The sequence below is a fragment of the Bacillota bacterium genome (genome assembly GCA_012839765.1).
GTDB lineage: Bacteria > Bacillota > Limnochordia > DUMW01 > DUMW01 > DUMW01.
Map to the genome: position 1 here is coordinate 38,740 of DUMW01000068.1, position 25,599 is coordinate 64,338.

General features: G+C 54.1%; 23 protein-coding genes. 1 reads left to right on the forward strand and 22 read right to left on the reverse strand.

The window, feature by feature from the left end; genetic code table 11:
• The first annotated feature begins 896 nt into the window (after window positions 1–896).
• A complete protein-coding gene (locus GXX57_06905) occupies window positions 897–1,925 on the forward strand; it encodes a LacI family transcriptional regulator (GenBank protein ID HHV44379.1) in 1,029 nt (342 codons plus the stop codon).
• A gap of 436 nt (window positions 1,926–2,361) precedes the next feature.
• On the opposite strand, the gene GXX57_06910 is transcribed toward GXX57_06905, so the two are convergent.
• The 22 genes from GXX57_06910 to GXX57_07015 form a co-directional block, all read right to left on the reverse strand.
• Window positions 2,362–3,804 carry a hypothetical protein gene (locus GXX57_06910; GenBank protein ID HHV44380.1) on the reverse strand — a complete coding sequence of 481 codons (1,443 nt, stop codon included), beginning with the start codon at window positions 3,802–3,804 and terminating at the stop codon, window positions 2,362–2,364.
• Window positions 3,805–4,030: 226 nt separating this feature from the next.
• Window positions 4,031–4,663 carry an extracellular solute-binding protein gene (locus GXX57_06915; protein ID HHV44381.1) on the reverse strand — a complete coding sequence of 211 codons (633 nt, stop codon included), beginning with the start codon at window positions 4,661–4,663 and terminating at the stop codon, window positions 4,031–4,033.
• A gap of 15 nt (window positions 4,664–4,678) precedes the next feature.
• Window positions 4,679–5,254: an extracellular solute-binding protein gene (locus GXX57_06920; protein HHV44382.1), complete on the reverse strand. Its 576-nt coding sequence runs from the start codon at window positions 5,252–5,254 to the stop codon at window positions 4,679–4,681.
• Between the two features lie 53 nt (window positions 5,255–5,307).
• On the reverse strand, window positions 5,308–6,015 hold the full coding sequence (locus GXX57_06925) for a LamG domain-containing protein (protein ID HHV44383.1): 708 nt from the start codon (window positions 6,013–6,015) through the stop codon (window positions 5,308–5,310).
• 30 nt (window positions 6,016–6,045) lie between these two features.
• Window positions 6,046–7,770, reverse strand: coding sequence for a DUF1080 domain-containing protein (locus tag GXX57_06930; GenBank protein HHV44384.1), 1,725 nt, complete (start codon window positions 7,768–7,770; stop codon window positions 6,046–6,048).
• A 241-nt stretch (window positions 7,771–8,011) separates the two neighbouring features.
• Window positions 8,012–8,347 (reverse strand): hypothetical protein, encoded by a 336-nt coding sequence (locus tag GXX57_06935; GenBank protein HHV44385.1) that lies wholly within the window; start codon window positions 8,345–8,347, stop codon window positions 8,012–8,014.
• Window positions 8,348–8,371: 24 nt separating this feature from the next.
• On the reverse strand, window positions 8,372–8,854 hold the full coding sequence (locus GXX57_06940; GenBank protein HHV44386.1) for a hypothetical protein: 483 nt from the start codon (window positions 8,852–8,854) through the stop codon (window positions 8,372–8,374).
• 100 nt (window positions 8,855–8,954) lie between these two features.
• A complete protein-coding gene (locus GXX57_06945) occupies window positions 8,955–9,965 on the reverse strand; it encodes a LacI family transcriptional regulator (protein HHV44387.1) in 1,011 nt (336 codons plus the stop codon).
• A gap of 28 nt (window positions 9,966–9,993) precedes the next feature.
• A complete protein-coding gene (locus GXX57_06950) occupies window positions 9,994–11,979 on the reverse strand; it encodes a hypothetical protein (protein ID HHV44388.1) in 1,986 nt (661 codons plus the stop codon).
• Between the two features lie 162 nt (window positions 11,980–12,141).
• Entirely contained in the window at window positions 12,142–13,161 is a 1,020-nt protein-coding gene (locus GXX57_06955) for a Gfo/Idh/MocA family oxidoreductase (GenBank protein HHV44389.1), read from the reverse strand.
• Window positions 13,162–13,185: 24 nt separating this feature from the next.
• Window positions 13,186–14,181: a Gfo/Idh/MocA family oxidoreductase gene (locus GXX57_06960; protein ID HHV44390.1), complete on the reverse strand. Its 996-nt coding sequence runs from the start codon at window positions 14,179–14,181 to the stop codon at window positions 13,186–13,188.
• A 697-nt stretch (window positions 14,182–14,878) separates the two neighbouring features.
• On the reverse strand, window positions 14,879–15,559 hold the full coding sequence (spoIIM, locus tag GXX57_06965; GenBank protein ID HHV44391.1) for a stage II sporulation protein M: 681 nt from the start codon (window positions 15,557–15,559) through the stop codon (window positions 14,879–14,881).
• A 399-nt stretch (window positions 15,560–15,958) separates the two neighbouring features.
• Window positions 15,959–17,113, reverse strand: coding sequence for a hypothetical protein (locus tag GXX57_06970; protein HHV44392.1), 1,155 nt, complete (start codon window positions 17,111–17,113; stop codon window positions 15,959–15,961).
• A gap of 1 nt (window position 17,114) precedes the next feature.
• Window positions 17,115–18,218 (reverse strand): DUF3866 family protein, encoded by a 1,104-nt coding sequence (locus GXX57_06975; protein HHV44393.1) that lies wholly within the window; start codon window positions 18,216–18,218, stop codon window positions 17,115–17,117.
• Window positions 18,219–18,230: 12 nt separating this feature from the next.
• Window positions 18,231–19,346, reverse strand: a complete 1,116-nt coding sequence (locus GXX57_06980; protein HHV44394.1) for a M20/M25/M40 family metallo-hydrolase — start codon at window positions 19,344–19,346, stop codon at window positions 18,231–18,233.
• Window positions 19,336–19,884, reverse strand: coding sequence for a 2-oxoacid:ferredoxin oxidoreductase subunit gamma (locus tag GXX57_06985; protein HHV44395.1), 549 nt, complete (start codon window positions 19,882–19,884; stop codon window positions 19,336–19,338). The genes GXX57_06980 and GXX57_06985 overlap by 11 nt, the downstream gene beginning before the upstream one ends.
• Entirely contained in the window at window positions 19,874–20,638 is a 765-nt protein-coding gene (locus tag GXX57_06990) for a 2-oxoglutarate oxidoreductase (protein ID HHV44396.1), read from the reverse strand. Before GXX57_06990 ends, GXX57_06985 begins: the two co-directional genes overlap by 11 nt.
• Complete coding sequence (locus tag GXX57_06995; protein HHV44397.1) at window positions 20,635–21,690, reverse strand: 3-methyl-2-oxobutanoate dehydrogenase subunit VorB; 1,056 nt, start codon at window positions 21,688–21,690, stop codon at window positions 20,635–20,637. The genes GXX57_06990 and GXX57_06995 overlap by 4 nt, the downstream gene beginning before the upstream one ends.
• 17 nt (window positions 21,691–21,707) lie before the next feature.
• The gene (locus GXX57_07000; GenBank protein HHV44398.1) at window positions 21,708–21,911 is read right to left on the reverse strand and encodes a 4Fe-4S binding protein; all 204 of its coding nucleotides are present in this window, start codon (window positions 21,909–21,911) and stop codon (window positions 21,708–21,710) included.
• A 175-nt stretch (window positions 21,912–22,086) separates the two neighbouring features.
• The gene (gene pnp / locus GXX57_07005) at window positions 22,087–24,195 is read right to left on the reverse strand and encodes a polyribonucleotide nucleotidyltransferase (protein ID HHV44399.1); all 2,109 of its coding nucleotides are present in this window, start codon (window positions 24,193–24,195) and stop codon (window positions 22,087–22,089) included.
• A gap of 61 nt (window positions 24,196–24,256) precedes the next feature.
• Window positions 24,257–24,529 carry a 30S ribosomal protein S15 gene (gene rpsO, locus GXX57_07010; GenBank protein ID HHV44400.1) on the reverse strand — a complete coding sequence of 91 codons (273 nt, stop codon included), beginning with the start codon at window positions 24,527–24,529 and terminating at the stop codon, window positions 24,257–24,259.
• Between the two features lie 146 nt (window positions 24,530–24,675).
• Window positions 24,676–25,593: a bifunctional riboflavin kinase/FAD synthetase gene (locus GXX57_07015; protein HHV44401.1), complete on the reverse strand. Its 918-nt coding sequence runs from the start codon at window positions 25,591–25,593 to the stop codon at window positions 24,676–24,678.
• Window positions 25,594–25,599: the final 6 nt, after the last annotated feature.

The following is a 25,599-nucleotide window of genomic DNA, read 5'->3' on the forward strand; positions in this document are numbered from 1 at the left end:
ACTCCGCAGTGTGCTGCTAACCAGCGATCACCTCCGTCCCATGATCCATAGGCTTCCCAAGAAAACCCTTCCAACTTATTGTCCAACCTCCAGGCAGCCAATCCCGCTGGGGTTCTGGTACCCGCGTTAACGCTGCAAGAAGCACTGGTTTCACTAACCAAAACCACAACGGCAGCAACGCCTTCCGAGTCTGTTCCGGCGTTTTCCACAACCCCACGGAAACAACTATATGAGAACGCTGCCAGGTAAATCCAAGGCCTCTTCTTTCCACATCGAAAACTACATTGGTTTGTGTTGCACCCCCGCTTCCTAACGCTGTCTGCAAAAAGTGGTAAACTCGTAGAGAATTGCAGATACAACGAATAATCCCTTTGGGGGACAACGCCGATACGTGATCAGAATACAAATTTGTATCCAATTGCATCAATCGGGTCTATCAATATCCAGCAAGATGCGACTGTGGATGCAATCGTTCCACCTATTGTAATAAGTATTATAAACCATCCCGTAGGCGGTGGCAAGAGATTGTTACCTTGGTTAGCTTTGCCATAGACGCGTTTAACTGTTGAAAAAGGGCGCAGGTACTTGCAATACTTGTCATTGATCTCCTCCCATCTCTCCTTCCGGAACAATTTGGCCTGGCGTCGGTGGATGCTGGTTCAGTAGAGTCGCAAAAGCTGAGGAAGAAGTCTTCCGCTCGCCTTTCTATTCCCGAAAACGAGTCTTGCAGCATTCCGACAGTGTTGTTAGAACCGCACCGTTTGCCCACCGTTATATCCTCTTGTTACCGGCCTTGGGCAAACTCCATACGGCAAAAAAGTAAGTATGCCCAGCCTTGACAATCTTACATGCAAACGTTACACTTGTCTTATCTGGGAGAAAAAGGGTGATGCTCCATGGGTGCTACACTGAAGGATATTGCGCAAGAAGCAGGTGTTTCCGTTTCCACAGTTTCCCGCATTCTCAATACAGGCCATGCAGACAAGTTCCGTCCAAGTACTGTGGAACGTATTCGCGCCATCGCCGCCAAGCACGGGTATCAGCCTAATTTTCAGGCTAGACAGTTGCGCATGCAATCCCAGGAAGCCCTACCCCCGGTACAGACCAAAGTCGCGGAACTGGGCTATGCCCTGAAAGTTCCCAATACCCAGGCTAGTATGCCTATTCATCTGCCAATCATCAATGGTGTTGAAGAAGAGGCAACACGGTTGGGATATCGGGTGAGTTTCCGACAATACCTGACGAATCTTGAGGGGGAGTATTACGTCGACGAAGTCTGTGCCTACCTAGAACAGGGCAATGGTCTCATCATCATTGGTACCCCCGAGGGCAAAGAACGGACTATCCTGGCCCAGTACCGGAAAAACCTCGTCGTGGCCTACGGTGACCTTTGGCAAGAAGAAGTGGACTCCATTGAAGAAGACGATGTTACAGGAAACAGGGAACTGGTGGATTATCTTGTGGCAAAGGGTCATCAACGGATCGCTCTCATCGGGGGTTTTGAGAACGACCATCGTTGGCGCAGTCTGCTGGCAGCCCTGGGGGAACACGGCATTACACCACCTGATCAGTACATAAGACAATGTGAATACCTCTACGACCGCGCCTATCAGGCCGCCAAGGAAATGGTGGAACTGCCCACACCACCCACAGCAGTCTGCGCGTCTTCCGACATTATGGCTGCGGCCGCCATCAAGGCCTTGAAGGACGCCGGGGTGCGGGTGCCTGAGGATATGGCCGTGACGGGCTTTGGAGATATTAGCATCGCCCGATCAATGGATCCCCCTCTGACCACGGTGCGCATGGAACTAACCCTGATGGGCCAAATTGCAGTACGCTTGCTGCAGGAACGGCTCTTGAATCTCCGGGACAAACCAGTCTACGTAAAAACCCCGGCCAAACTGGTGGTAAGAAGCTCAGCTTAGAAACCGACAGTTAGCGATTGAGATCCTAAGGATTTGCCTTTGATGCCTTTTCTGACAACCACGAGATGTGAATCAGAAAAGGCCATTCTTTCTTCCGCCATGTTGGCCACCGGGCAACCCTAGTACTGGGTCGAAAGCCTTTAGGCGCCTTCCCTACACTGTACGACCGGGAAGTGAGCAAACAGCAGAGGGATTCTCTTAGTAAACCATAGATGACGACCCATCAGTCAAAAAGAGCAGCCGCATCCTAACCCTGGCAGGACTAGGATGCAGCAAACCTGCTGTTGTCTTTCACCGTTACTGCACTTCTCGTCAACCCACTTGGTAATCCCAATTGTGACGATTAGGTTAATCTTACAGAGACAACCGCAAGACCGTCAACTGTGGTGCAGTACCGAAGGATTTAGCTTTCAAAAGACCCCGAATTGTTTATGTATTATTGCGCAGCCACAGCGTCCCAGTCTTCTTCGGGCAGATTTAGCTCCCAATCGGCGCCTAACCGCAAACGGTAAGCCATGGCCTTTTCCACGGTCTTTTTGGTCACTGGATAAGTCAACCACCAAACCGGCTTATTCCAAGCCATATATCGGGCCTGCACCACCCATGGAAAAACAGCATCCAAAGTGAGCCCATCGCCGTGACGTGCAGTCTCCACCCCCGAAGGTACATTAACCACCAGATACTTACCCGCGTCTCGGCACAACCTTTTGATCGCCGTAAGGAGCTTGTCAACACCTACACTGATGGGATAGGCAGTCTTCCCACCAACGGATATCCCCGGGGCGGCGTGGGCGTAATCAATATGACGATAATCCGCCCGATCAACGAAGATACCGCCAAGATCCGGATAGCGCTCGATAGCCAGCTGGACCTGACGCAGTACAAAGGCTCCAAAGCCATACGCGGGGTCTGGGTTCATCAGGTAGGTGTGTTCCCTGGGATTCCCTTCCACCCACCAAGTCTTGATTGGTGAGCCCTTTTCATCACAGGCAATGGAGTCACTGAGGTGCTCCTCGGCATACTGCCACTGACACTCCGTTGCGTTAAAATACAGGAATGGCGTTATCCCCTCCTGACGGCACCAGCCCATGACTCCCCTCAGCTGTTCAACTGAGGTTTCTCGTCCGTAGATATCCCGCCACACTTCTTCCTGGGTCTGGTAAACCCCGTACTTGGGGAAATAGCAGTGAATCTGATAGAACCTCACCCTTTGTGGCCCAAGCAGATGACGCTTCTCGGCTACACTCGCCATCAATCCGGTATTGTCTTCGGCGCCGGCATACCACCAGTTTCCCTCCGAAAGGTCTACTCCTCCCACCGCACCATACCAGTGGGGAAAGCCCTCTGCGTGGCTGCGAAATGCTGCGTCAAAGGAACTACCTTCCGAAAAGCCGAACCGCATCCTGAAAGGCTTGTCCAGGTGCCCAATATGCTTACCGACCAACAGCAATCCTTCCTGATCCTTCCGCAGCGCAACCGGGTGGTGGACCAGACAGTCCCAATAGAAGCCCACCACAGTGTCCTCACCGCCGAGGCCCACAAAGGGCACCCCCAGTCCTCCTGTCCCACCCCCGGCACCATACCCAACGGACTCAAGCTTTCTATCGCCGGGCAGCACCGCATGCTGTACACCTTCCAGCAACAAATACAACTGGATCTCCTCTGCGCCATTCGTCCCAAGCTCGATATGGAGTGGCCACTGCTGATCAGGGGATGGGGTGATCCGAAGCCGCACGCCCTGAGTTTCACCGGTCAAAACACCATCAGTATTGTCAAGCGTAGGATACGTCGGGTTACTGTCCCCGCGGACAATCCCAATCTTCATCTTCCAGGGAAGCTCGAAAGCGGCCTCTACGGTACAATCATTAATCATCAACATAATGCGTTATCCTCTCTATCAATCGCTAAATAAAACCGGCGCGCCCTAATCGCGTCGGTTTGAAGAACGCTGAGATACGAAAAGATGACAAGACTGCCTACCGGCAAGGAAACTGGGAGACTCTGCATTCAGACTCCCAACCAGTGGCTACCTCCCGGTAGGCGGTCTCTTCTCCACTACACTATATGAGATTCTAGAACACTAACATAGTCTCCGTAAAGCCAGTCTACTCTCCCCGTAGGATAGCATCGATCTGCGGTTTTACCGCTTCTACGGCACTGGCCACGGTGATCTCACCCCAGAACACCCGCTTGAACTCTTGCTCCAAGATCGGGCCAATAAGACCCATCGGGGCACTGCTGGTCAAGGTCGTCGATTCTTCCAGGATGAGATGAATCGGCCACTCGGGCGTCATGTAGTCCATGATCGTACTAATGCTAACAGGCAAAGCTCCGTCGTACTCTTCCGCCAAGATCCGCTGGGCTACAGGCCCAGCCATGAACTCAATCAGTTTCCAAGCCTCGTCCTTATTCCGGCTGGTGGCCGGTATCCAGAGGACTTCCATTGCCGCCCGGATATACCGCCCATTGGGTCCCCGCGGGCTGGCCATCAGCCTGATGTCATAATCGAACTTGGGCGGTTGCAGCGTGGGCGGGGCCGCTTCACCGGCAATGGCGACGTTACCTGCGGAAATATTTAGCAGGTTCTGTCCTTGGGGCGGAAACAGGCGAGGGGCAACCCCTTGCATGACACTAAGGTCCACATAGAACTGCATTCCCTCGAGCGCCCCTGGCCGGTGCATCGTAAACTCCGTAGGATGGGTGTAATCGTTGAACATGGAGCCACCAAAGGAAGCCAAGATCGGTTCCCAGGTTCACGTAGCGATCCCATAGTTATTCACCGCCCAAACATCCGGCACTCCGTCCCCTGTCCTGTCAATGGTTAACTTGGTACCGTGGCTGACAATGTCGTCCCAAGAAAAATCGAGATCGGGATATGGCACCGCAGCTTCCTGGAAGAGATCTGCGTTGAAAACCCAAGCGCGGGGAATGACATAAAACCCGATCCCGTACAGTTTCCCTTGATAGGAAATATCATTGACCGCCAGCGGCACGTGGGCCGACAAATCAAACGCATAGTCATCCAAAGGAGCAACAATGCCGTCGAGGATGAAACCCCGATATTCCGGGACGGGCGAAGCCATAACGTCTGGAGCTGTGCCTCCCATCAGGCGGATCATGAATTGCTCATACCACAACCCCGACAACGGTTCGTAAACTACCTCAATCTCAGGGCATTCCTCCCGGAACGCGTCCAGGATCTTCGTATAAAGCTGGTTCAACTTGTAGTCGTCCCGTGCACTGAAAACGATCTTAGCGTCTACACTGCCTAGGGCGAAACTAAGGGTCACAAACAGGACCAAAAGACTAAACACTTGTCTTGACCCCATCTTGTTCCCTCCTAGGACTATACCTTTTCTTCGTGAGACTATCCTTCAGTTCGCTACCGTCTTTCCAGATAATCCCTCACGACACTGGAAATCTTGACTTCATCCACAAGGCCATCGATATACCTGTTGTTACCGCTTAAGGCAGAACGACCAATGAACATCGTCGTTCCCGGGGCAATGGGATCGATGGCTGCAGGCTTAGCCAGCGAATCGTACTCGGAGACTTCCACGCCGTTGATATACAAGCGTACGGCTGGTTCCGCCTCCTTTTTTGAATAGGTTACGGCCACGTGGGTCCAGGTGTTTAAGGGAATCACATCCTTACTCGTGGAAATCATGGAGTTGCCGTTCACATGGACTTGTGTAGCCAGTTTCCCGCTTTCTTCAACGCGTAGGTTGATGGCACCCGCTTCAAAGATCCGATCCCAAGGCTTGTAACTGAACATGTGCACCCAAGCTTCAATGGTAAATTCCTCTGCCATGGCAGCAAAGTCATCGCTATACGGAATACTGACAATACTAGCTTCGGTAATGCGAAGGGCGTAACCGTTTTTCCCCTCTTCCCACTCGGTATTCGCCACCGACCCATGGTTGTCATTTCCCGACGAATCCAGCAAGACATCACCACTACCCTCATCGGCTAGCCAGATGGCAATGTACCCGGCGATTTCATCATTTTCTTCGGCAATCTGAACACAGCCAAACCCAGCGATCAGCATAATCAGAGTCAGAGCGATTCCAAGAACTCGTCCACGTAGCATTTGGTCATTCTCTTTTCTTTCACGGAATCATTAGTTTAGAGGAATCCGGTAAATTCGCACATCGTAAGGCCCAAAGCTATCCACCAAAGAACCGTTCACCAACCGTACGCTTCTTCCTTCATGGACGATTTCTGCCTCCACATCATCAGGTACAATCATCTCTATTTCCATCCTCACCTCCTTTTCCGTGGTGTTGACCACAAACACCCAGAGATTCCCTGCATACTCGGTTGTGATATAATGGAGCCCATTTTCCAAGACGACCGGGTTATCCAGTCCAATGGAAAGGATCACCGGGGACAGTTCCTGTAGCTCCTTGGTGAGCTTTACCAATTCCCGCCAGAGGACCGGGTTAGTATCTTGCAGCCGCCCCCCCTCTTCTTCCGATGAGTAGGCAAAGAAGTAAATCCCTTTGGCTCCGTGAGTAACGGCCAGATAGGTCATGGCACGCAATTCCTCAGGAGTCGGCCCTCTCCTGGGCACATTCACATTGCGGTGCGTCTGGATGATCGCCCAGACAGGTTTCTGGTCCTCCACTACCCTGCGGGCCTGCATAATACCTTCGGCAATCACCGTGATGGGACGATCGGGTATCGGGTAGATATCTAGCGCCATGATATCGCAGGCAGGGGCATAGGCCGCATACAGGTCCGGGACATTATGAACGATGTATGTAGGATGGTACGGATCTAGCTGCTTGATGGTATCGTTCAGACGCTGGGCATCCTCAGGCTTAATCCCGTAAACCTGTGGTTCGTCAGCCACATACCAAGTCAGTAACGCGGGATGATCCCTAAACTCCAGTACGGTCTCTTCCAAGTGGGTAAGATGTCCTCGCCGCGCTGCATAATCATCGTGCACCAGGACTTTGATTCCGGCTTCCTCTGCAGCATCGAGGACTGCCTTTACCAATTGCCGATCCTGGTTGTACTTGCTAATATCGGTAACATTAAACCCATAGCTGACCATCTCCCGACTGGCTGGCATCCGATAAAGTCCAATGGGAAAAACGGGTTCCCCGTCAATCAAAAGGGCATTGTCCTCACTGAAGCTCACCACAGAACCTTGACCGGAAAAACTGGAACCTGGCTCAGGCTCACTCTCTTGGGTATCGTCATCTAAGCTGTATACGGCCACATTGCGGAAGTAGGTGGTGCAATGGTCCACAACCCGCACGCCGACCATGCCCTCACCAAAGCTTCCATCCCACTCGTCAACCAGTAATCTGTCGTTTACATAACACTTAATTGATCCACCCTGGACCTCCACCCGTACCCGGTGCCATGCGTCCACATCAAGGCGAGGCGCCGCTGGATACATCACGGAGCTCAGCTTGCGCCAGTCTGGATCGACCTTGTGCAGTTCAACCCCCCAGGGGCTCACGCTGAAGACATATCCCACACCATAGATGGGGTGGTACGTTCCCGGCGGAGAGAACCTTACAAGGAAAGCCGCATACTGCCTTACGGCATCCTTCTCAAACTTGAACTCCGCCTCCAAAACATAGTCTTTCCATTGAGAACTGCCGGTAACGGCCACAGCACCAGCACCGCTGGTAGCACGTCCGATCAACACCTGATCTTCGATGCTCCACTCGGCAGCTGTCTCATAAATGTTCGTAATCCAGGTCGACTGTTGGTCAATATCCTGAGGGTAACCACTGAAATCATCATAGAAAAGTACCCCAGCAGAACCAACACTTGTGCAGCAAAGCACCACAATTAACAATAGCATCAGGCGAAATCCTTTCAGCATCACAACCGTTCCTCCCTATTCCTTTCAGTAATAGAACCTGCACCCACCAACTTACGGTGAGACGGGCCTCTTTTCCCTCCCACCGCAAGTAGTCGGATTCCTCAGAAAACATTAGTCAGGAAACTTTTTTCTATACTTCAGACTAAGACAGTCTGAAGTACGCTATAGTCTCCCTTTTTTACTAAAATCTGTCTATTGATCCTGTTTCGGAAGACTCCCGCAACGACGCCTTTATTGAATCTCAGCCAATCTTGTATATATGCACATCGTGTGGTTCAAAAGTGTCTACGAATACCTGATCCTCGACAACAACGCGATCTTCATCCACTACCGTCAGGGTATCCACCTCCTCAGCGATCCGGAACCTAGCTTGAAAGGTCTTATCCCAGGGATTCACCGTGAACAGTAGCTTCTCTCCATCCAGCTCTCTTAGAACGTACCGCAAGGACCAAACGGTGGGACTGGTAAGATACACTGTTTGTTCTGGCTCCGAGGCCAGGAAAGCAGACCCGTACTTCTTCAGTTCTCCAGCTAGGCGCAAGACTTCAGCCCAGACTTCCGGGTTAGTGTCCTCCACTCGCCCCCCTTCCTCTTCACTCTCCTAGGCAAAAAAGAAAATACCTTTGGCGCCACTGCAGAGCGCCAGATAGGTCATGGCGCGCACTTCCCGGGCCGTCGGTCCGCGTCGCGGCACGTAGATGTTCTGATGCATCTGAATAACCGCCCACACCGGCTTTTCGTCCTTGACGACGGTCCTCGCTTCCTTGATACCTTCGGCAATCACACAGATCGGCTGGTAACCTATGGGATAGATGTCTACCATCATCACATCACAGGCCGGCGCATAGGCCCGGTACAGATTCGGCACACTGTGAACGATGACCACAGGGTGAGACGGATCATCCTGCCTAAATCTCTCGTTCAGCCGCAGGGCAGCATCGGGAGTGATCCCGTAGTGCTGTGGTTCATCGGCCAAGTACCAGCCGAGTAAAGCAGGGTCTGCCCTAAACTCCGCAATGGTACCGCCTAGATGGTCAACAAAACCGTTGCGCGCCGCATAGTCGTCAAATAGTAGGATCTTCATCCCGCTAGACGCAGCTGCCTCAAGCCGGTTCTTTGCCCGTTCCCGGTCTGCACCGTACTTGGAAAATTCCGTAACATTGAAACCGTACCCTATCTGACACTCAAGTCCTAGGTGGACTGGTGGATTCCCGAACCACCAAATGTACAGGACAAATGGTGATGGTACCAGAGGAACCCTCCATCTCTAGCTTGTCGATAAGCCGTCTTACCGCGTATCTTCCCAGTTCCACTTTGTTCACCGCGACCGTCGTAAGCCGGGGCGTCAGAAAAGACGCCACAAGCAGGTCGTCGAAACCGATTACCGACAGGTCTTCGGGCACAGACAACCCCGCATCATGGATCGCCCGGATCACACCGATGGCCACGGTGTCACAGGCAGCCACGATCCCTGTAAAGTCCTTTCGCCCCAGCACACCACGAAAGACTTCATACGCCCTAGCCATGGAAAAGGGCGCTTCCACGACGGAGTCGTCACCAAACTCTAACCCTGCACTGAGCACCGCCTGCTCAAAACTCTCGGCCCTTTCATCCCTAGGACCTACATAAATCAGCCTCTTATGTCCCAGGGATACCAGATGACAAACCGCCTGTCGCATACCGTCCCGTTTATCTGCGATTACCGCATCCAGGCCTTTGTAGGTAAACTCCACCAGCACCACCGGAATCTCCCAATCGATGACCTGGGTAAGGATCTTATCATTATAGGGGGAACACCCCACAAAGATTAATCCAGTACACGCTTCTGGGCTCAAAAGGTTTAGTAGCCAGGGATCATTGGCAAACTCGTCGATCTGTCGGCTAAACGCCAAGAGCTGCTGTTGATTCTTCAATTCCATGTGAATCCCATCAAGGATCGGCGCGAAGAACTCATGGGAGAACCTTAAGGCCCCGCTACTTACAATCACCCCAATCCCGCGCAGCATACCTCCGGCAAAGGGCTCATTGCCCCGCAAGGATTGGGCCGCCAGGTTGGGGACATAACCCAACTTGCGCATTGCAGCTAGGACCCGCTCCCGCTTCTCCGGGCTGACGTATGCACTCTTCGAGAGCACTCTCGACACCGTCGCCGGGGACACCTTTGCTTCTCTGGCCACGTCTTTCACAGTAACCATTGAACCACTTCCCCTTCTTACAACCTATTCATTCCACCACGAGCTTCACCAAAGAGGCAGACTTATACCTTGATAGTACCACATTTACAGCACTCCCGTCCTGTTCCACTGCCACCGGTATTTGCTCTCCGAAATCCACAGAAAGCTGGTAGGCCTCGACGATCTTGCCACCATCCAAGAGATTGACACCAACTGCAACTTCGGATCCTGCAGGGTCAGGATCAAAGTAGGAGACCTCTGGCGAAACAAGGGTGATAAGGTAATTGCCCTCTGGTGTCTTAAAGATGTTCCCCTCCACAGAGGGTGGAAGCCTCAGCGGATTAGCAGAAAAAACCCATTCCCGCAACCTCAATTCATCAAACAGAGGTCGATACCTTGTAAACAGTTCGAAGCTGTCCCCTACGTAGGGAAATTCATATTGGAACATGAGAAAGCTACCAGTCAACAGACAAGCCTTCAAGTCCCTTTCAGCATTACGGGGCTTACCCACCGCAATGATCTCATTCCCCGGAACTTCAGGAAGGCCGTCGTAATATACGGGCAGGTAGTTGATGGGATGACCAAGCCCTAGGTACTGAAGGGTGCCCAGGTTGCGTGTATTCACTTCTGCAAGGCCGTTGGCCAAGTACCGCCAAGTCCGCCCGAAGGGGTTGTTGCCCACCAAGAGCTTTCCTTGGTCAGCAACAATACCCGCCACCTCCGCCAAAAGCTCAGGATTGGTATCCCCGGCCCAGTCCCAATATAGACCGTCTGCCTCAGGGAAGGTCTCCAGCATCCGATGTACCTGTTCGATGATGTGGTCGTACCATGAAGTCCCGGGCGAATCATTCATCGTCACCCCGCCGGCACTGATCTCTGGGCGTTCTCCCCGAATCGAATCGGACCAGCGCAGTTCCACCAAAGACAGATGTGAACACTTGTAGGACTGCATATATAGGAAGCTCTTTACACCAAACTCCCGCAGTATCTTAAGCTCTTCCCTTATCTCATTGATCGCTCTCTTGTTGGAATTGGTGAGAAAATCAGGAATCCAAAGTCCATAGCCACCGGTCAAACCATCGGTGTTCACCACCCGCCAACGCAGTCCCAAGTCCACGAGTCCTGCGATCGTTTGAACGTCCCGTTTTCCACCGACGGACGAAAACCCGGCCACTCCAGGATCCGACAGGCGAAAATAGTCGTTATATGCTTCATACATCCACCCTAGGCCGGGACGAAAGTCCCCCTCATGACCCACGATGACCATTGCGGCATACAGTGAACCATCATTTTCCCAGGGTTTCTCATTTAGGACACTGACTGTGTTAACACTGAATGGGTTGCAGTAGAAACTGAGGCTGTTACCGGACAGATCCGCGCTTTCAAAGGGCACAATAAAGGTCAAGCCAATATCTTGAGCCTGGGAAAAAGCCGTCAACATGGGCAGGCTCAAAGTTTCGGGGCTGGCAGTGCCGTACTGAAGCGTAGGAATCGGTCCTAAAACCGAAAAGGGAGCTGCATGGTGGGGGGCGAAAACCTGCCACTGCTCGTCTAGTCCTTGCAGAGGAAATCGGAACCAGACCGACTGCTGCCCTTCGCTCAGCTTCCCGTCTAACTGCCAGACCAGATGATTGTCGTCCAGGATGTAGGTCATTTTGATTACTGAACCCCTATCATCATTACGGCAGGTTAAAGTCAGGACCGCACCGGCAGTGGTGTCTTCCACCATACTCCCAACGACGGTTACCTTATCCCAGTTGCCAAGCATAAACCTTGCCGGAGCCTGCAACAACTCCTCCGCATTCTGGCGGACCTTGAAGCTGGTAATGCTCCCGTTCTCTCTGGTAACAAAACAGGTAAACCGGCTGTTCTCAAGGATCCAACCCGTCTCGGTCTCGGTGATAACCGGCAACGAATCACCGACGGCCTCTACCAAGGGAGCAGCGGAAACACAACAAGGGTTGAGCACAGCTACTGTGAAGACCAATGTCAACAAAGGAACAATACCCAATATCCAGGGTATTCTTCTAGTCAAGCCATTTCACCTCTTCCGGATCTGAACCCATCTTCACTGTTCAGCCGCTATTTCTTACAGTAGTCCGTTGTTACCCATCAGCCATTGTGATGACCGCAAGACTCCCATAGCATCCCTGATCATCTAGACAAGGGTATCTCCCCAAAGGAAGCAGTGCCCTTTCTATGCTTCCGCCACAGGCAACTTGATCGTCCTCGTTTCTTCCGCTGCCATCAACGCACCAACACAGGCTTCAAAAACCCGCAATGAAAACTCCGGCGGAATAGCCTGCTTTGTCTCGCCAAGGATGCTTTCCATAAAGTTCCTAATCAGAAGCCGGAAAGATTCAACGGGATCCTTCGGCGGTAAGGTTACCGGAGCGTATCCATCACCTGTGTACACAGAGGGAGACCCTGCTAGCAGTGAAATATCAAGGTTATCCTTCTCACCGATTAATACCATGCGTTCAAAGGGCGGCGTGTCTGGTTTCACACACAGGTTCATCTCACAAACGGCAGAGGCACCGTTTTCCATCAGCATAGAACAAAGAATGTAATTGTCTGTCTCCAAGCGGTCGCTAGTGGGATAATAGGAACGAGTTAGCGCGGCCACATCTATCGGTAGCGACTCCAAAAAGTAGCAGATAAGGTCCACATAGTGCACGCCATTGTGAATGAACTGACCGCCAGTCCACTTCTTCCGGTAAGGGCTGTCCGGCGGGTAGCTGAAGAACGGTTTTTGAATGATGTATTTAATGTGCCTAAGCTTACCGAGCCGCCCGGATTCCACCACCTCTTTAACATAATTCCACCCCGGAAACCAGCGGTAGTTCGCCATGATCTGCAGCTTCCTGTTGTTCCGCTTTGCAGCTTCTAGCATGGCCCGCGCGTCACTAATCGACAAGGCCATGGGTTTTTCGCATAGTACGTGCTTGCCTGCCTCTAACGCCCGAATGGTCTGTTCCGCATGAAGCCAGTCCGGAGAACAAATATGCACAATATGTACGTCATCCCGCTCCAAGACAGCATCGAAATCCAAAGTCCATTCGGCGTCATAGGTCTCTGCGTATTCTTTCACCTTAGGATTCTTGTCCATCAATAGGACAAGTTCTAATTCCGGTATTCGCTTTATGGCAGGCAGATGGTTGGCCGTAGCGATATTTGCCCCACCAGCGCCGACTACAGCTACGCCTAAACTAGTCATCGTGTTTTTCCTCCCTACTGGTAATTAGACAAGTACTGTCCTTTCAGTTCCGATCGCCTCGTAAGCCCCACTGAGGACCCGTGCCACATAACAGCCTTCCAGGCTCCCGGGCAGATTCCCTATGGGCTTGTTACTACGGATGCTGGAAATGAAATCGGTGACCATCTCCATTTGCGCACCGCTCACCAGCCCCGGCGCCTTTAGATTCGCCTCGGCCCGGAGTACTCCGGTTTCTCCGGTCACATTCACCCGGATTATGGGGAAACTACCGGGAGTCCGGCCGGTGATCAGATTACCGATACCGCCATTCTTAAACTCGATCCCCAAGAAACCAAAGGAGTCCATTCCCACCGCTTGGTAGTCGGGGTAAAAATATGGATAGGATCTAGCCTGCAGGGCCTGGGGTTCGCCCAACAGCCAACAGATGTAGTCCACCCCATAGCAGCCGAAAGTAACCAGGTCACCGCCGCCATAGCCCTGCAGATATTCTGCAGAAGCGGTAAAACCAGCTAGCGGCCCGTTAGCCATGAGAAACTCCATGGAAACCGCAATGGGATTGCCGATTGCACCCTCCTCTACCTGTTTCTTGAGATCCCTGAAAGGAGGCAGGTACCTGCCCCAAAGGAACACCATTAGTTGAAGTCCGCTTTCGGCTACGGCCTGGCGCACGGCTTCCGCTTCTGCGGGGCTTTTCACCATCGGCTTGTCACACAGGACATGTTTCCCCGCGCCAATTGCTTCCATAATTACCGGATAGGCGACCCCTGGCTCCACCATCACACTGATGATATCCACGTCCGGGCTATGGACAACCTCGCGCCAGTCTTCAACATACTGAGCACCCAAATTGGCGGCGTACTTTCTTGCCCCCTCCTCGGTGAAACCTTCCAAAAGGACTGGATTCGTGGCCGGGTACATGCTCACAAGCCCAATACGTACACCGTCCACCTTGGCCAACATCTGCTCCAGACTGTGCCTGCCCCGCACACCTACACCAACAACACCCACATTCAATGACATACCAAGACCCCCTTGAGTAACACCCTCATACTCCCTCTGTTCTCAACTTAGAAGAACTGTCAACGAAAACCAACCCTCGGTAGCCATCAAGGCCCCAGCATCATGGATAGGACCTTACCGTCGATATCCAAGCAACGCTTCTTATGTCCCACCCATAGACCAAAAAGACACTACTGCCGGAACCTTTCGTGCTATGTACTTTCCACTGACCAACCAAACATGCGCCTGTCCGTTAACAACTCGACAAATAGAAGTACGCCAGTAATCCAAATGGTTGCCTGTGATTTCCTTTACGCATTCGTTTTCATAGACACTAATTCTTCATCATTGAGGGAATTCCTGCCCGGGAAACAAAAAATTATAGGTCATTTTCAGTACACACAAGTAAAGCCCGGAACCTGAATGCTGACTTACTGGTTGCACTGGGGAGCAAGGCTTCGACGAGGGGATGCTTGAAAACATGGCAAACCCCGGCAGATCGTTTGCCTTCGGCTGTTCCCTAAAGAAGCTTGGTCTATAGGCTAATGACCAACTGTGCAAAACATCCGCCCAAAGGAACCTTTGTCTACCGTGAAAGCGTCCTGGCACCGCTTGGCCATACCTGTATTCACACAAAGGATCGGCACGGGATACAAAACCCTCATCCTGTGCCGATGCTCTGTTTCATAGGGTTTCTTCTGGGTGAGCCGGTCCCGGCTTACCTTAGCCACAACAGTACCTTGCCGATGGCAGTGGTTTCAAAATCCACCGATGCCAGCCAACTGGAAAGCCCCTCCATAATCACCGGGGTAAGATGGGCCTCAACCAAGGCCCCAAGTACCAGGAACGCGCAACCCACCAAAAGATGTAAAAGGTTAAGGACAAACTGGGGAAACATCGTAGAGCGATCTTTGGAAATGAGCATCTTCAGGGCAGCAAGGGAAAAGGTGACCGAAGAGGTAGCCACAAGGATAATCACAGGGATGATCAGCAGATTATGGGGGCCAATGGTTCCCAACGAAAAGAGGATCCCCCGCCAGCTCATCTGTTGCACAATGAAACCACCGGTAAAGCCTAGAACGAATCCACGCAGGAAGACGATCAGAACGATCAAAGGACTACCGATGATGGTAAGCCCAAGCACCCAGATAAGCAGCGTAGTAAAGACTATATTGTACATCAGGGACCGCAAAAAGGCGGTGTTCCCCCTGGTAACCGCCGGGCTTTCCAAAAACCCCGCCCAGAACCCGGATAGCTCTTCCTTGTAACCCGGTTCCACCGTGTTAATTGCGATGACCCCGAAGACAAAGCCCATCAGGCAAATGATACTCATAAACAGTAAAGCAACACGACGCGTCAGGATATAGTTCCGGATAAGAAGCTCGGTTCTCCTGCTCAAGGCCGTCCAATCCCCCTTGTGAAGTCCTGTCCATAATATATCTATGCAGGCCAGTCCAAGATTAGACGATCCAGCAGCAGGTGATCCGGCGGTCCTCGGGCAAGGAAATCCGTAGGTTGGGAAACTACTGAACCGGGACCCCCAGGGCTTTAAGAGGTAACTCAGGCCAAGGGTGAAAACTGGTGGTTCCGGTAGACGCTGAACAAATGGGTTACTTAAATAGCGAGAATGGAAGATCCTACTATTAAAGGAATGGGAAACACCCGGGCCATCTGTGAAATTTGAGGACCTGTAGGCGAGTAGACGCTGTTCTTTTCAGTATTGGCCTAGGAAAACGGAAACCTGACTCCGCAAAAGCCTTTGTGACACTGAAACAGACCACTTCGCCTTTTTAAACCCCTAGACATCCAACAGTATTCGTCCATAGCGCCCCCCGGCCCCTGGCTGAAGCCGGAAGTCTCCCTCTCGGATCATCAGGATCCTGCGGGCCACTAGGTTTCCGGCCACGGCGGTCAACTCCGTCGCGGTGGCTTGCCGGAGGATGTATTCTTCGTTGGGAAAGGCGGCCAACAGTCGTTCCCGGGTTTTCGCCCCGATTCCCGGGATGTAACTGAGGGGATAGCGGTAGTAATAGGGAGGGCGAAATGCGGGATGCTTTGGTTGGGACAGATCCTTCATCCCTTCAATGTAATCGTACACTCCCTGCACCTTCCGGCGGTGATGGCAACCTTCGGATCCAATCTGTCCACATTCCCGACAAAAGGTCCGGTGGTACTTCCCTAAGGCGGGGTCCAGGCCAAAATTGCCCACCACCCGCCGCCCCTTGTCCCGGGCCAAGGCCCGCACTAACTCAGTGAAATCAGGTTGGTCCAGTAGACATCGGTTGTACTCTCGGCCGATGGTCTCCAGGGAATGGGCATCGGAATTGCTGAGAAAAGTATATCGGTGTAGCTCCAAGAACTGATCCGCCAGATCCGTGTCGGCACTAAGGCCCAGCTCCACCGCTGCCACCTGGGCACCGGAACCAAAGGCCGCGGCGATACTACTACCGCAGGAACCGTAGACACTCTTGAAGGGCGTGAAGATGTGGGCGGGGATCAGGATCCCCTGACAACTGGCCACTAGCTGTGCAAACTGGGGAGCGGAGGTGTGTACCCTTTGGGTGCTCAAATTGGGATTGGTCACCATGGGTGACAAACGATCACAGAAGACCTGCAGTTTTTCCAAGGTGGGAAAATAGGCTAGCCAGTGGGCAAACCCCTGGCCCACCGCCAATTCCACTTCCACTCCCAGTAACACCGTGAGCCTTTCGGCAAAACACAGTCCTCCGCCGGGCAGGGGCCTGCCCCAGCCTGCTTCCAAAAGCTCCCTAAGGTCCTCCAAAACCAGGGGGCTGCCGCAATCCACGATCCCGAGGATCTCCACCTGAGACCGATCCAAAACCTCCTGGACAATCCCCCGCACCGTCAGATCCTTACCGGCAGGGATTTTCACCACCTGCCCAGCATGGGCATAGCCCACATGGACATGCAAGTCCACCCGATACTCCCGCACCCTAGGTCCTCTCCCCCTTAGGAGGACTTGGCTGGGCCAAACTCACAGCCAAAGCCCCCGAAGCGGCCGCGGCCATGAAAAACTCCGGATCCTGGCCATAGGAGCGCCCCATGGTATTGAGCAAATGGCCATATTCCTCCAGATACCCGGTGAGGAAATCGGTGGCCAGCTCCGTGATCTGGTGCCGACTCGTCAATCCCGCCCCTTCCAGTTGGCTATAGACGTGGGCCCGCCTCTCCCCTTCCAGTTGGGGCAAGGCCACATGGACCGGCACATGCACCCCCTGGGACAGCACCGTCAGGGTGTGGTGACTCACCCCATAGTGCCGGGGACGGGGATCGGCAAAACTAAGCCGCAGGATCGCAATGGGAATCCCCTTTAGGGTGGATACGGCATGTAAAATACTGGCTTGTTCCAAAGCGGTGGTACCCCACTTCGTGTTGGTACCCACTATCCCAGGTCCCATACAGACAATAGCATAGTCGGCTTTGGCCACAGCCTTTGCCACGATGAGGGCACTGTAGATATTCACCGCCTCATAGTCACCCCCAAAGGCGTGACCACAGGTAATCGTGGCATCAATTAATCCCTTTTCCTTTAGGAATCGAACCTGCTGGCTGAAGGCCAGGGGAAGGCACCCCCCATCGGTCATGATGTAGGCGATCCTGGTCTGGGGTGGAGCGAAGGCCCGGATCCCCAAGACCGCGGGGGTCAGTTGGGAATGCAAGGCACCGGCCAGCACCGGCAACCCTGCAAGATCAGCACAATTGGCCACTAGATCATGGGTGGGGCTTTCCTCTTCCTCGGCAACCTGGACCTTGATCTGCTGGGGCGTGTAGCGTAGTTTGAAGATGTGGCCTTCCTCGGGGCTGTTGAGGTAATCGTTTCCCTCCACATAGATCACAAAGTGGTATCCCCCACTACCCACCCCTGCGTGCACCGCGGTGGTGTTCAGGATTACAAAATCCCCCTGGCCGACGCTACCGGTCAAGAAGTCGTAATTGATCGCCTGTTGCTTTTCCTCGCCCACTTGGACCGTGAGCTTGCTGTAACCCACATGGCGTTCATCCACGGACAACACCCGTGCACGTCGAATCCTAATCACAAAGGTCCCCCCTCAGTCCGCCGAAAGACGAATGATCTCCACCACCTGCTCCGCCACCTGTTTCAGGTCCGCCAGATCGATGGATTCTTCCTTGGAATGGACCCCCCGGGCCGCAAAACCTAAGGGCACCGTGGGGATGCCCATGGTGTTAAAGATATTGGCATCACTGCCGCCCCCGCTACGCCGGATCGTAGGCGTGGCCCCCACCCGGAGGGCTGCCTCCTTGGCCACAGCAATGGCAGGGTGCTCCTCCGGGAGCACATAGCCTCCGTAGGATTCTTCCACATCAAAACAGTAGGTGGCACCGAAGGCTTTGGTGGTTTCCTCCCAGATCGCGCGCATTTGATCAATCTGGGTCTTTACCTCATCCTTCCGGAAACTACGTACTTCACCCACGATCTTTACCGTATCGGGGACAATGTTTCTGGCCTGTCCGCCCTCGATGATACCCACATTGCAAGTGGTCTCGGGACTCAAACGTCCAAAGGACATCTTGCTTAGGGCTGCGGCGGCCACGGCGATGGCGTTGATCCCCTCTTCCGGCGCTACCCCTGCATGGGCCGCCTTACCGTGTACCACCACCCGCCAATCACAGTGATAGGGCGCACCGTTGACAATGGTACCCGGCGGCCCGTCGCTGTCCAACACGTAACCATAGTCGATGGACGGAAGCGGTTCGCAGGCCCTTGCCCCCAACAGGCCAACCTCTTCGGCCACGGTGAAAAGAACGTAGACGGTGGGATGAGGCAGCTGGTATTCCACCACCACCCGCAAAGCCTCGAGGATCGCGGCAATACCGGCCTTGTCATCGGCACCCAGGATGGTCCGGCCGTCGGTGCGCACCACCCCGTCCTCCTCCAGACAGACGATCCCCGCCGTGGGGGCCACCGTATCCATGTGGGCCGAAAGGAGAATGGCCCTACCGCTACCGGGCAGTTCTCCCAGGACATTGCCGCAGTTGCCCCCGGTGATAGGAGGGCCTTGGCTCACCTTAAGCCCCAACCCTTCCAGCTCCCTTTGCACAAAGTCCGCCAGCTCCGCCTCTTGATAGGCGGGGCTGTTAATGTGTACCATCTCCAAAAACACTCTTTTTAGCCTCGCCGCATCCACATACCCTTTATTTTCCATGCTCCCTCACCACTTTCCGGCCGGCGGCCACTGCCTGCATATTCAAGGGCAACAGGTGATGACGCCGTTCGGGCAGGATCTCCTTTAAGGCCACCTCCACCAACTCGTCGGCCAAAAGGTCCGTGGCTTCCAAGAAGGCACCCAGCATCACCATATTGGCGACCAAGCTCGAGCCCAATCCATCGGCGATGGCATTGGCCGGCACGTTGTACACTGTAACGTCTTCCCGTTTCGGTTGCCGATCCACCAGGGAACTGTTGATAAAAACCAACCCACCGGGCTGTACCGCATTCTCAAACTTGTCCAAGGAAGGTTTGTTGAACACCAACAGAGCGGAAGCCTCACTGACCACCGGCGAACCCACCACATCCGAGGAAACCACCACGGAGCAGTTGCAGGTACCGCCCCGCATCTCTGGTCCATAGGAGGGATACCAAGTCACGTTGTATCCTGCTTCCATACCCGCATGGGCGATCAGTTGCCCGCATAGTAGGACCCCTTGTCCACCAAATCCAGCGATAATCACCTCATGCAGCACCGTCCGTCCCCCCCTGTTCCAGCTTATTGACGAAATTCTTCGCCGGGTAATACTCCAACATGTTCTCCTTCAACCATTCCAGGGCCTTCAGAGGAGGCATTTGCCAATTCACCGAACAGGTGGAGAGGACCTCAATCAGGGAAAAACCCAGGCCCGCCTGTTGGGCTTTGAAGGCATTGGTAATGGCCCGCTGGGCGCGGCGTACCGCCCGGGGCTCATGGACCGACACCCGTTCCAGATAGGCCACCCCCGGGAAACTGGCCAGCATCTCACAAACCTGCACCGGGTAACCCTCCCGGTCGATGCTACGGCCTGCGGGGGAGGTGGTGGTCTTTTGGCCCAACAGGGTGGTGGGGGCCATCTGTCCACCGGTCATCGCGTAGATGGCGTTGTTCACGAAGATAATCGTGATCTTCTCTCCCCTGGCCGCGGCATGGACGAATTCCGCGGTACCGATGGAAGCCAGGTCCCCGTCTCCTTGGTAGGCAAAGACAATGGCCTCGGGGATCGCCCGTTTCACCCCCGTCGCCACCGCGGGTGCCCGCCCGTGGGACGCGGCCTGCATGTCTACATCGAAGTAATTGTATGTGAACACTGAACAACCCACCGAAGCCACTCCGATGGTCTGTTCCTGAATGCCTAGGTCATCAATGGCCGTGGCTACCAACCGATGAATGATTCCATGGGTACAGCCTGGGCAATAGTGGAATGGGATGTCCGCCAGGCTACGCGGTCTTTCGAACACTTTCTTCACGAAATTGCCCCCAATCTTTCAATCTGCTCCAGGATCTCCTTAGGTGTAGGTACCATACCGCCCTGCCGCCCGTAAAACTCCACAGGCCGACGTCCCGCCACCGCTAGACGCACGTCTTCCACCATCTGCCCCGTGCTCAGTTCCACCGTGAGGAACAGTTTAACCTGCTCGGCCCGACGGTAGATCACTTCCTCAGGGAAGGGGAACAGGGTAATGGGACGGATCATACCCACCTTCATCCCTTGGGCCCGGGCCCGGGCCACGGCGGAACGAACGATCCGGGCCACGATCCCATAGGCCACTACACAGATCTCCGCATCATCCATGCCGACCTCTTCAAAGCGGACCTCTTCCCGCTTCATCCGTTCGTATTTCGCGGCCAGTTTCCGGTTATGTTGCTCCAATTCCACCGGATCGATATACAGGGAGTTGATCAAGCGTTTCGACCGCCCCTTGGCCATGGTGGTGGCCCAATCTAGATTACCCGGATCCACCGGCGGCCTTTCCACCAATGCCACCGGCTCCATCATCTGACCCAGGATCCCATCACCCAGGATTACCACGGGATTACGATACCGAAAGGCAATGGTAAAGGCATCCCAAGCCAGGTCGTACATTTCCTGCGCGGTGGCCGGAGCCAGCACCAGGGTCCGGTAATCACCATGTCCGCCACCCCGGGTGGCCTGGAAATAGTCCCCCTGGCTGGCCAATACGCCACCCAGACCAGGACCACAACGCTGGATGTTCACAATGACGCAGGGCAACTCGGCTCCACAAAGGTAGGAAATCCCCTCCTGTTTCAGGCTCAACCCAGGACCGGAAGAGGAAGTCATCGCCATTTTGCCACAGCCTGCGGCGCCGTAAATCATATTGATGGCTCCGATCTCACTTTCCGCCTGCAGGTAGACACCCCCCAGCTTCGGGAGGACCTCCGCCATGTACGTGGGGATCTCATTTTGCGGGGTAATGGGGTACCCGAAAAAATATCGACACCCGGCAGCAACAGCGCCCCGGGCCAGTGCTTCGTTACCTTTCATCAATACCCGTTTCAAGCCGACACCTCCAAAGACTACCGGTACACTTCGATACAGATGTCCGGACACATCGTGGCACATTGGGCACATCCGGTACACCGCTCTTCATCCACCAAGGCTGCCGGATGATAGCCCTTGGCATTGGTTGTTGTTTCCAGTTCCAGGATTTTCTGTGGACAGAACGCAATACACAGGCTACAGCCTTTACAGCGTTCTCGATCTACTGTGATCTTTGCCATCTCCAGCAACTCCTCTCTTTTAAAACTATAAACCAACCGGAAACAGATTACAAGACAGGCGACGGACAGTGGTTCGAGGCTGGTTTTGGGCAAAAAAATTTCCCGGATTCCTTATTGCTAGGGAATCAGGGAATGGGGTAAAGCAGGCATAAACACCTGCTTTAGTTGTTAGAAGTTAGGACTTGCCGTTTTCTCCCAATGGAAGGGCATCCTTCATGGACAAATTGATCCGCCCTTGCCGGTCGATCTCGATCACCTTCACCAACACCGAGTCGCCCTCTTTTACCACATCTTCCACTTTGCTCACCCGCTTTGGCGACAGGTGTGAGATGTGGACAAGGCCCTCTTTGCCCGGCAGGACCTCCACAAAGGCACCAAACTTGGCAATACGTTTCACCACGCCGGTGTAGATCTGACCCACTTCCACATCGGCCACGATCCGTTCAATCGCCAGCTTCGCCGCTTCCCCACCGGCCTGATCCACCGAAGAGATGAACACCCGACCGTCGTCCTCAATGTCGATGGTGGTTTTGGTCTCATCGATGATCTTCCGGATGTTCTTGCCACCCGGTCCGATGACGTCGCGGATCTTATCGGGGGGGATCTCCATGGTGATGATACGGGGAGCGTAGGGGGACAATTGGGGACGGGGGGCCGAAATCGCCTCCAGCATCTTGCCCAGGATAAACATCCGACCTTTCCGGGCCTGTTCCAAAGCCTGTTGCAAGATCTCCCTGCTGATCCCCTGGATCTTGATATCCATCTGCAGGGCGGTGACACCAACTTCCGTACCGGCCACCTTAAAGTCCATATCGCCAAGGAAGTCCTCCATACCTTGGATGTCCGACAGGATGGCATATTTCTCGCCTTCCTTAATCAGTCCCATGGCGATCCCGGCCACTGGCCGTTTGATGGGTACGCCGGCATCCATCAGGGACAAAGTGGAAGCACAGACACTGGCTTGGGAGGTGGAACCGTTGGATTCCAACACCTCAGAAACCAACCGCAGTGTATAGGGGAACTCCGCCTCATCGGGAATCACCGGTAACAGAGCCCGTTCGGCCAAGGCGCCATGCCCGATCTCCCGACGGCCCGGTGCCCGGATGGGTCTGGCCTCCCCCACACTGTAGGGTGGGAAATTGTAGTGATGGATATAGCGCTTGGTCTCTTCGTCGCCTAGATCATCCAGTACCTGTTCATCGGATTTCACCCCAAGGGTACAGACGTTGAGCACTTGGGTCTGTCCACGGGTAAAGAGTCCCGAACCGTGGGCTCTGGGTAGGATCCCCACTTCCGCCGAAATGGGCCGAATCTCATCGGTGGCCCGTCCGTCGGGTCTTACCCCTTCCTCCAGGATCATCCGCCGGACCTCTTCCCGGACGATGAGGTCCAAAATACTGGAAACATCCTTCTTTATCTCCTCGAATTCTTCCTCCGAACGCTCGGCGGCGAATTCCTCCAACACTTCATCACAAACCGCCTTGATGTTCGCCTCCCGGCTCAGTTTATCCGGATTCTGGATAGCCGCGAGCAACCGCTCCGTGGCCCGGCTGCGAACCTGCTCTTCCAAATCGGCATCCACCTGGTAGATGGGAACCTCCACCTTGGGTTTGCCCACTTCCTGCTGGGGCTGGAACTGGAATTGGCAAAGCCTCTTGATCTCTTCGTGGCCGAAGAGTATGGCCTCGAGCACATCCTCCTCTGGAACCTCGTTGGCACCAGCTTCCACCATGATCACCGCTTCGCTGGTCCCGGCCACCGTAATGGACATATCCGAACGGGCGCATTGCTCCAGGGTGGGATTGATCACAAACTGGCCGTTGACTCTTCCCACCCGCACGCCGGCGATGGGTCCATTGAAGGGGATATCCGAGATCATCAGGGCGAAGGATGCCCCCATGAGGGATGCTAGATCCGGTGGGTTATCATTGTCCACCGAGAGGATGGTGGCCACCACGTGGACGTCATTGTAGAATCCGTCAGGAAAGAGGGGACGTAGACAACGGTCGATCATACGAGCAGCGAGAATGGCCCCCTCCCCGGGTTTTCCTTCCCGTCGGCCCCACCCGCCGGGAATGCGGCCGATGGCATACATCCGCTCTTCGTAGTCCACAAGGAGCGGGAAGAAGTCGATGCCTTCCCTCGGCTCAGCAGACATAGTGGCAGTGACCAGGCATACCGTGTCACCGTACCTGACCAGGACGCTGCCATTGGCTTGACCGGCTACCCTATCCACCTCCATTTCCAGGGGGCGGCCCCCGTAATCAACTGTGTACTTTTTCATACCTTTACCTCCTGTATTTTGTTCGCAACTTACATTTGAAAAAGAGCGGGGAATCCCGCTCTTATTGTTGCCTTATGCCTAGCTTCTCCGTAATCGCCCGATATCTTTCAATATCTTTGTTCCGGAGATACCGGAGTAAACCTCTCCGCTGACCGATCATCTTGTACAAGCCGCGCCGGGAATGATGATCGTTTTTATGTTTCACCAAGTGGGTGGTCAACTCATTGATCTGCGCGGTCAACAAGGCGATCTGTACTTCGGGAGATCCGGTATCATTTTCATGCACTTGGAATTCTTTCAGAATCTCCTGCTTCCGTTCCTTAGATAGCGACAACTTCCCTCACCTCCTACTCTTTCCAAGGATTGACCCTTGGTCGACTGGATCCCCTTAAGCCAAGCACAACGTCGAGGGGCTCGTTATCCCTAGCTAAAGGTTCCTCGATCCGTATTAATTGTACTATCTCCTTGAGATTACGTCAATCATTCGCCGGTGCATTCCACCTTAGAAGGAGTAGCAAAAAAGATCCGCGCCTCGGCAATGTCCCGATGCACCTGGGCAAACAATTCCGCCTCGGAACCAAAACGGCGCTGGGGACGAACAAATCGGTGGAAGAAGACCGTTAACTGGTTATCGTAAAGGTCCCACTGCCGATCGAGGATGTGGACTTCGATCACCCGCTCCCTACCGTCAAAGGTAGGCTTGGTTCCGATACTCACAATCGCAGGAAGCTCCCCCTCTGCAGACATCTCCGCGGTGGCAAGGTAAACCCCATCCATCGGCCAAAGGATCTCCTCGGAAACCGCAAGATTGGCCGTGGGCACTCGCCACTGCCGGGCCAGGCCTTCCCCGTGGATCACCTTCCCCCGGAGGAAAAAGGGCCGGCCCAGCAGGATTCTGGCCTTCTCCACCTGTCCCTGGGTCACCAGTTCCCGGATCAGGGTGCTGGACACTTTCCGGCCGGCAATCTCTACCGGTGATACCCGATGGACCTGGATGCCCTGGGCTTGCCCCAAGGTTCGTAAGGTCTCCACATTCCCCGCCCCACCCTGTCCGAAGGTGTAATCATAGCCCACCACAATTTCCCGCACCTGCAATTTCCCCACAATAACCTCGGTAAAGAACTCTTCCGGGGTTAGCTGGGCAAAGGACGGGGTAAAGGACTCCACCAAGACCCGATGGATCCCACAACCGCGGATCAAGGCTTGGCGATCCTCCAAAGTGGTGATAAGTTTCGGGCCCTCGCCGCCCAGTACCACCTGGGGATGGGGATGGAAGGTTAAGACTAAAGCTTCCGTTTTCAGCTGACGGGCCCGTAGCACCGTCTGTTCCAGGATCTTCTGGTGTCCCAGGTGAACACCATCAAAGATACCGAGGGCCGCCACTGGTCCAACATCCATTGACAT

What these genes read in the sequence shown, in the direction of transcription:
- GXX57_06905 (HHV44379.1), top strand. Translation starts at nt 897, where the DNA reads ATGGGTGCTACACTGAAGGATATTGCGCAAGAAGCAGGTGTTTCCGTT.
- GXX57_06910 (HHV44380.1), bottom strand. Translation starts at nt 3,804, where the DNA reads ATGTTGATGATTAATGATTGTACCGTAGAGGCCGCTTTCGAGCTTCCC.
- GXX57_06920 (HHV44382.1), bottom strand. Translation starts at nt 5,254, where the DNA reads ATGGGGTCAAGACAAGTGTTTAGTCTTTTGGTCCTGTTTGTGACCCTT.
- GXX57_06925 (HHV44383.1), bottom strand. Translation starts at nt 6,015, where the DNA reads ATGCTACGTGGACGAGTTCTTGGAATCGCTCTGACTCTGATTATGCTG.
- GXX57_06930 (HHV44384.1), bottom strand. Translation starts at nt 7,770, where the DNA reads ATGCTGAAAGGATTTCGCCTGATGCTATTGTTAATTGTGGTGCTTTGC.
- GXX57_06940 (HHV44386.1), bottom strand. Translation starts at nt 8,854, where the DNA reads ATGAAGATCCTACTATTTGACGACTATGCGGCGCGCAACGGTTTTGTT.
- GXX57_06945 (HHV44387.1), bottom strand. Translation starts at nt 9,965, where the DNA reads ATGGTTACTGTGAAAGACGTGGCCAGAGAAGCAAAGGTGTCCCCGGCG.
- GXX57_06955 (HHV44389.1), bottom strand. Translation starts at nt 13,161, where the DNA reads ATGACTAGTTTAGGCGTAGCTGTAGTCGGCGCTGGTGGGGCAAATATC.
- GXX57_06960 (HHV44390.1), bottom strand. Translation starts at nt 14,181, where the DNA reads ATGTCATTGAATGTGGGTGTTGTTGGTGTAGGTGTGCGGGGCAGGCAC.
- GXX57_06980 (HHV44394.1), bottom strand. Translation starts at nt 19,346, where the DNA reads ATGGAAAATAAAGGGTATGTGGATGCGGCGAGGCTAAAAAGAGTGTTT.
- GXX57_07000 (HHV44398.1), bottom strand. Translation starts at nt 21,911, where the DNA reads ATGGCAAAGATCACAGTAGATCGAGAACGCTGTAAAGGCTGTAGCCTG.
- pnp (HHV44399.1), bottom strand. Translation starts at nt 24,195, where the DNA reads ATGAAAAAGTACACAGTTGATTACGGGGGCCGCCCCCTGGAAATGGAG.
- GXX57_07015 (HHV44401.1), bottom strand. Translation starts at nt 25,593, where the DNA reads ATGGATGTTGGACCAGTGGCGGCCCTCGGTATCTTTGATGGTGTTCAC.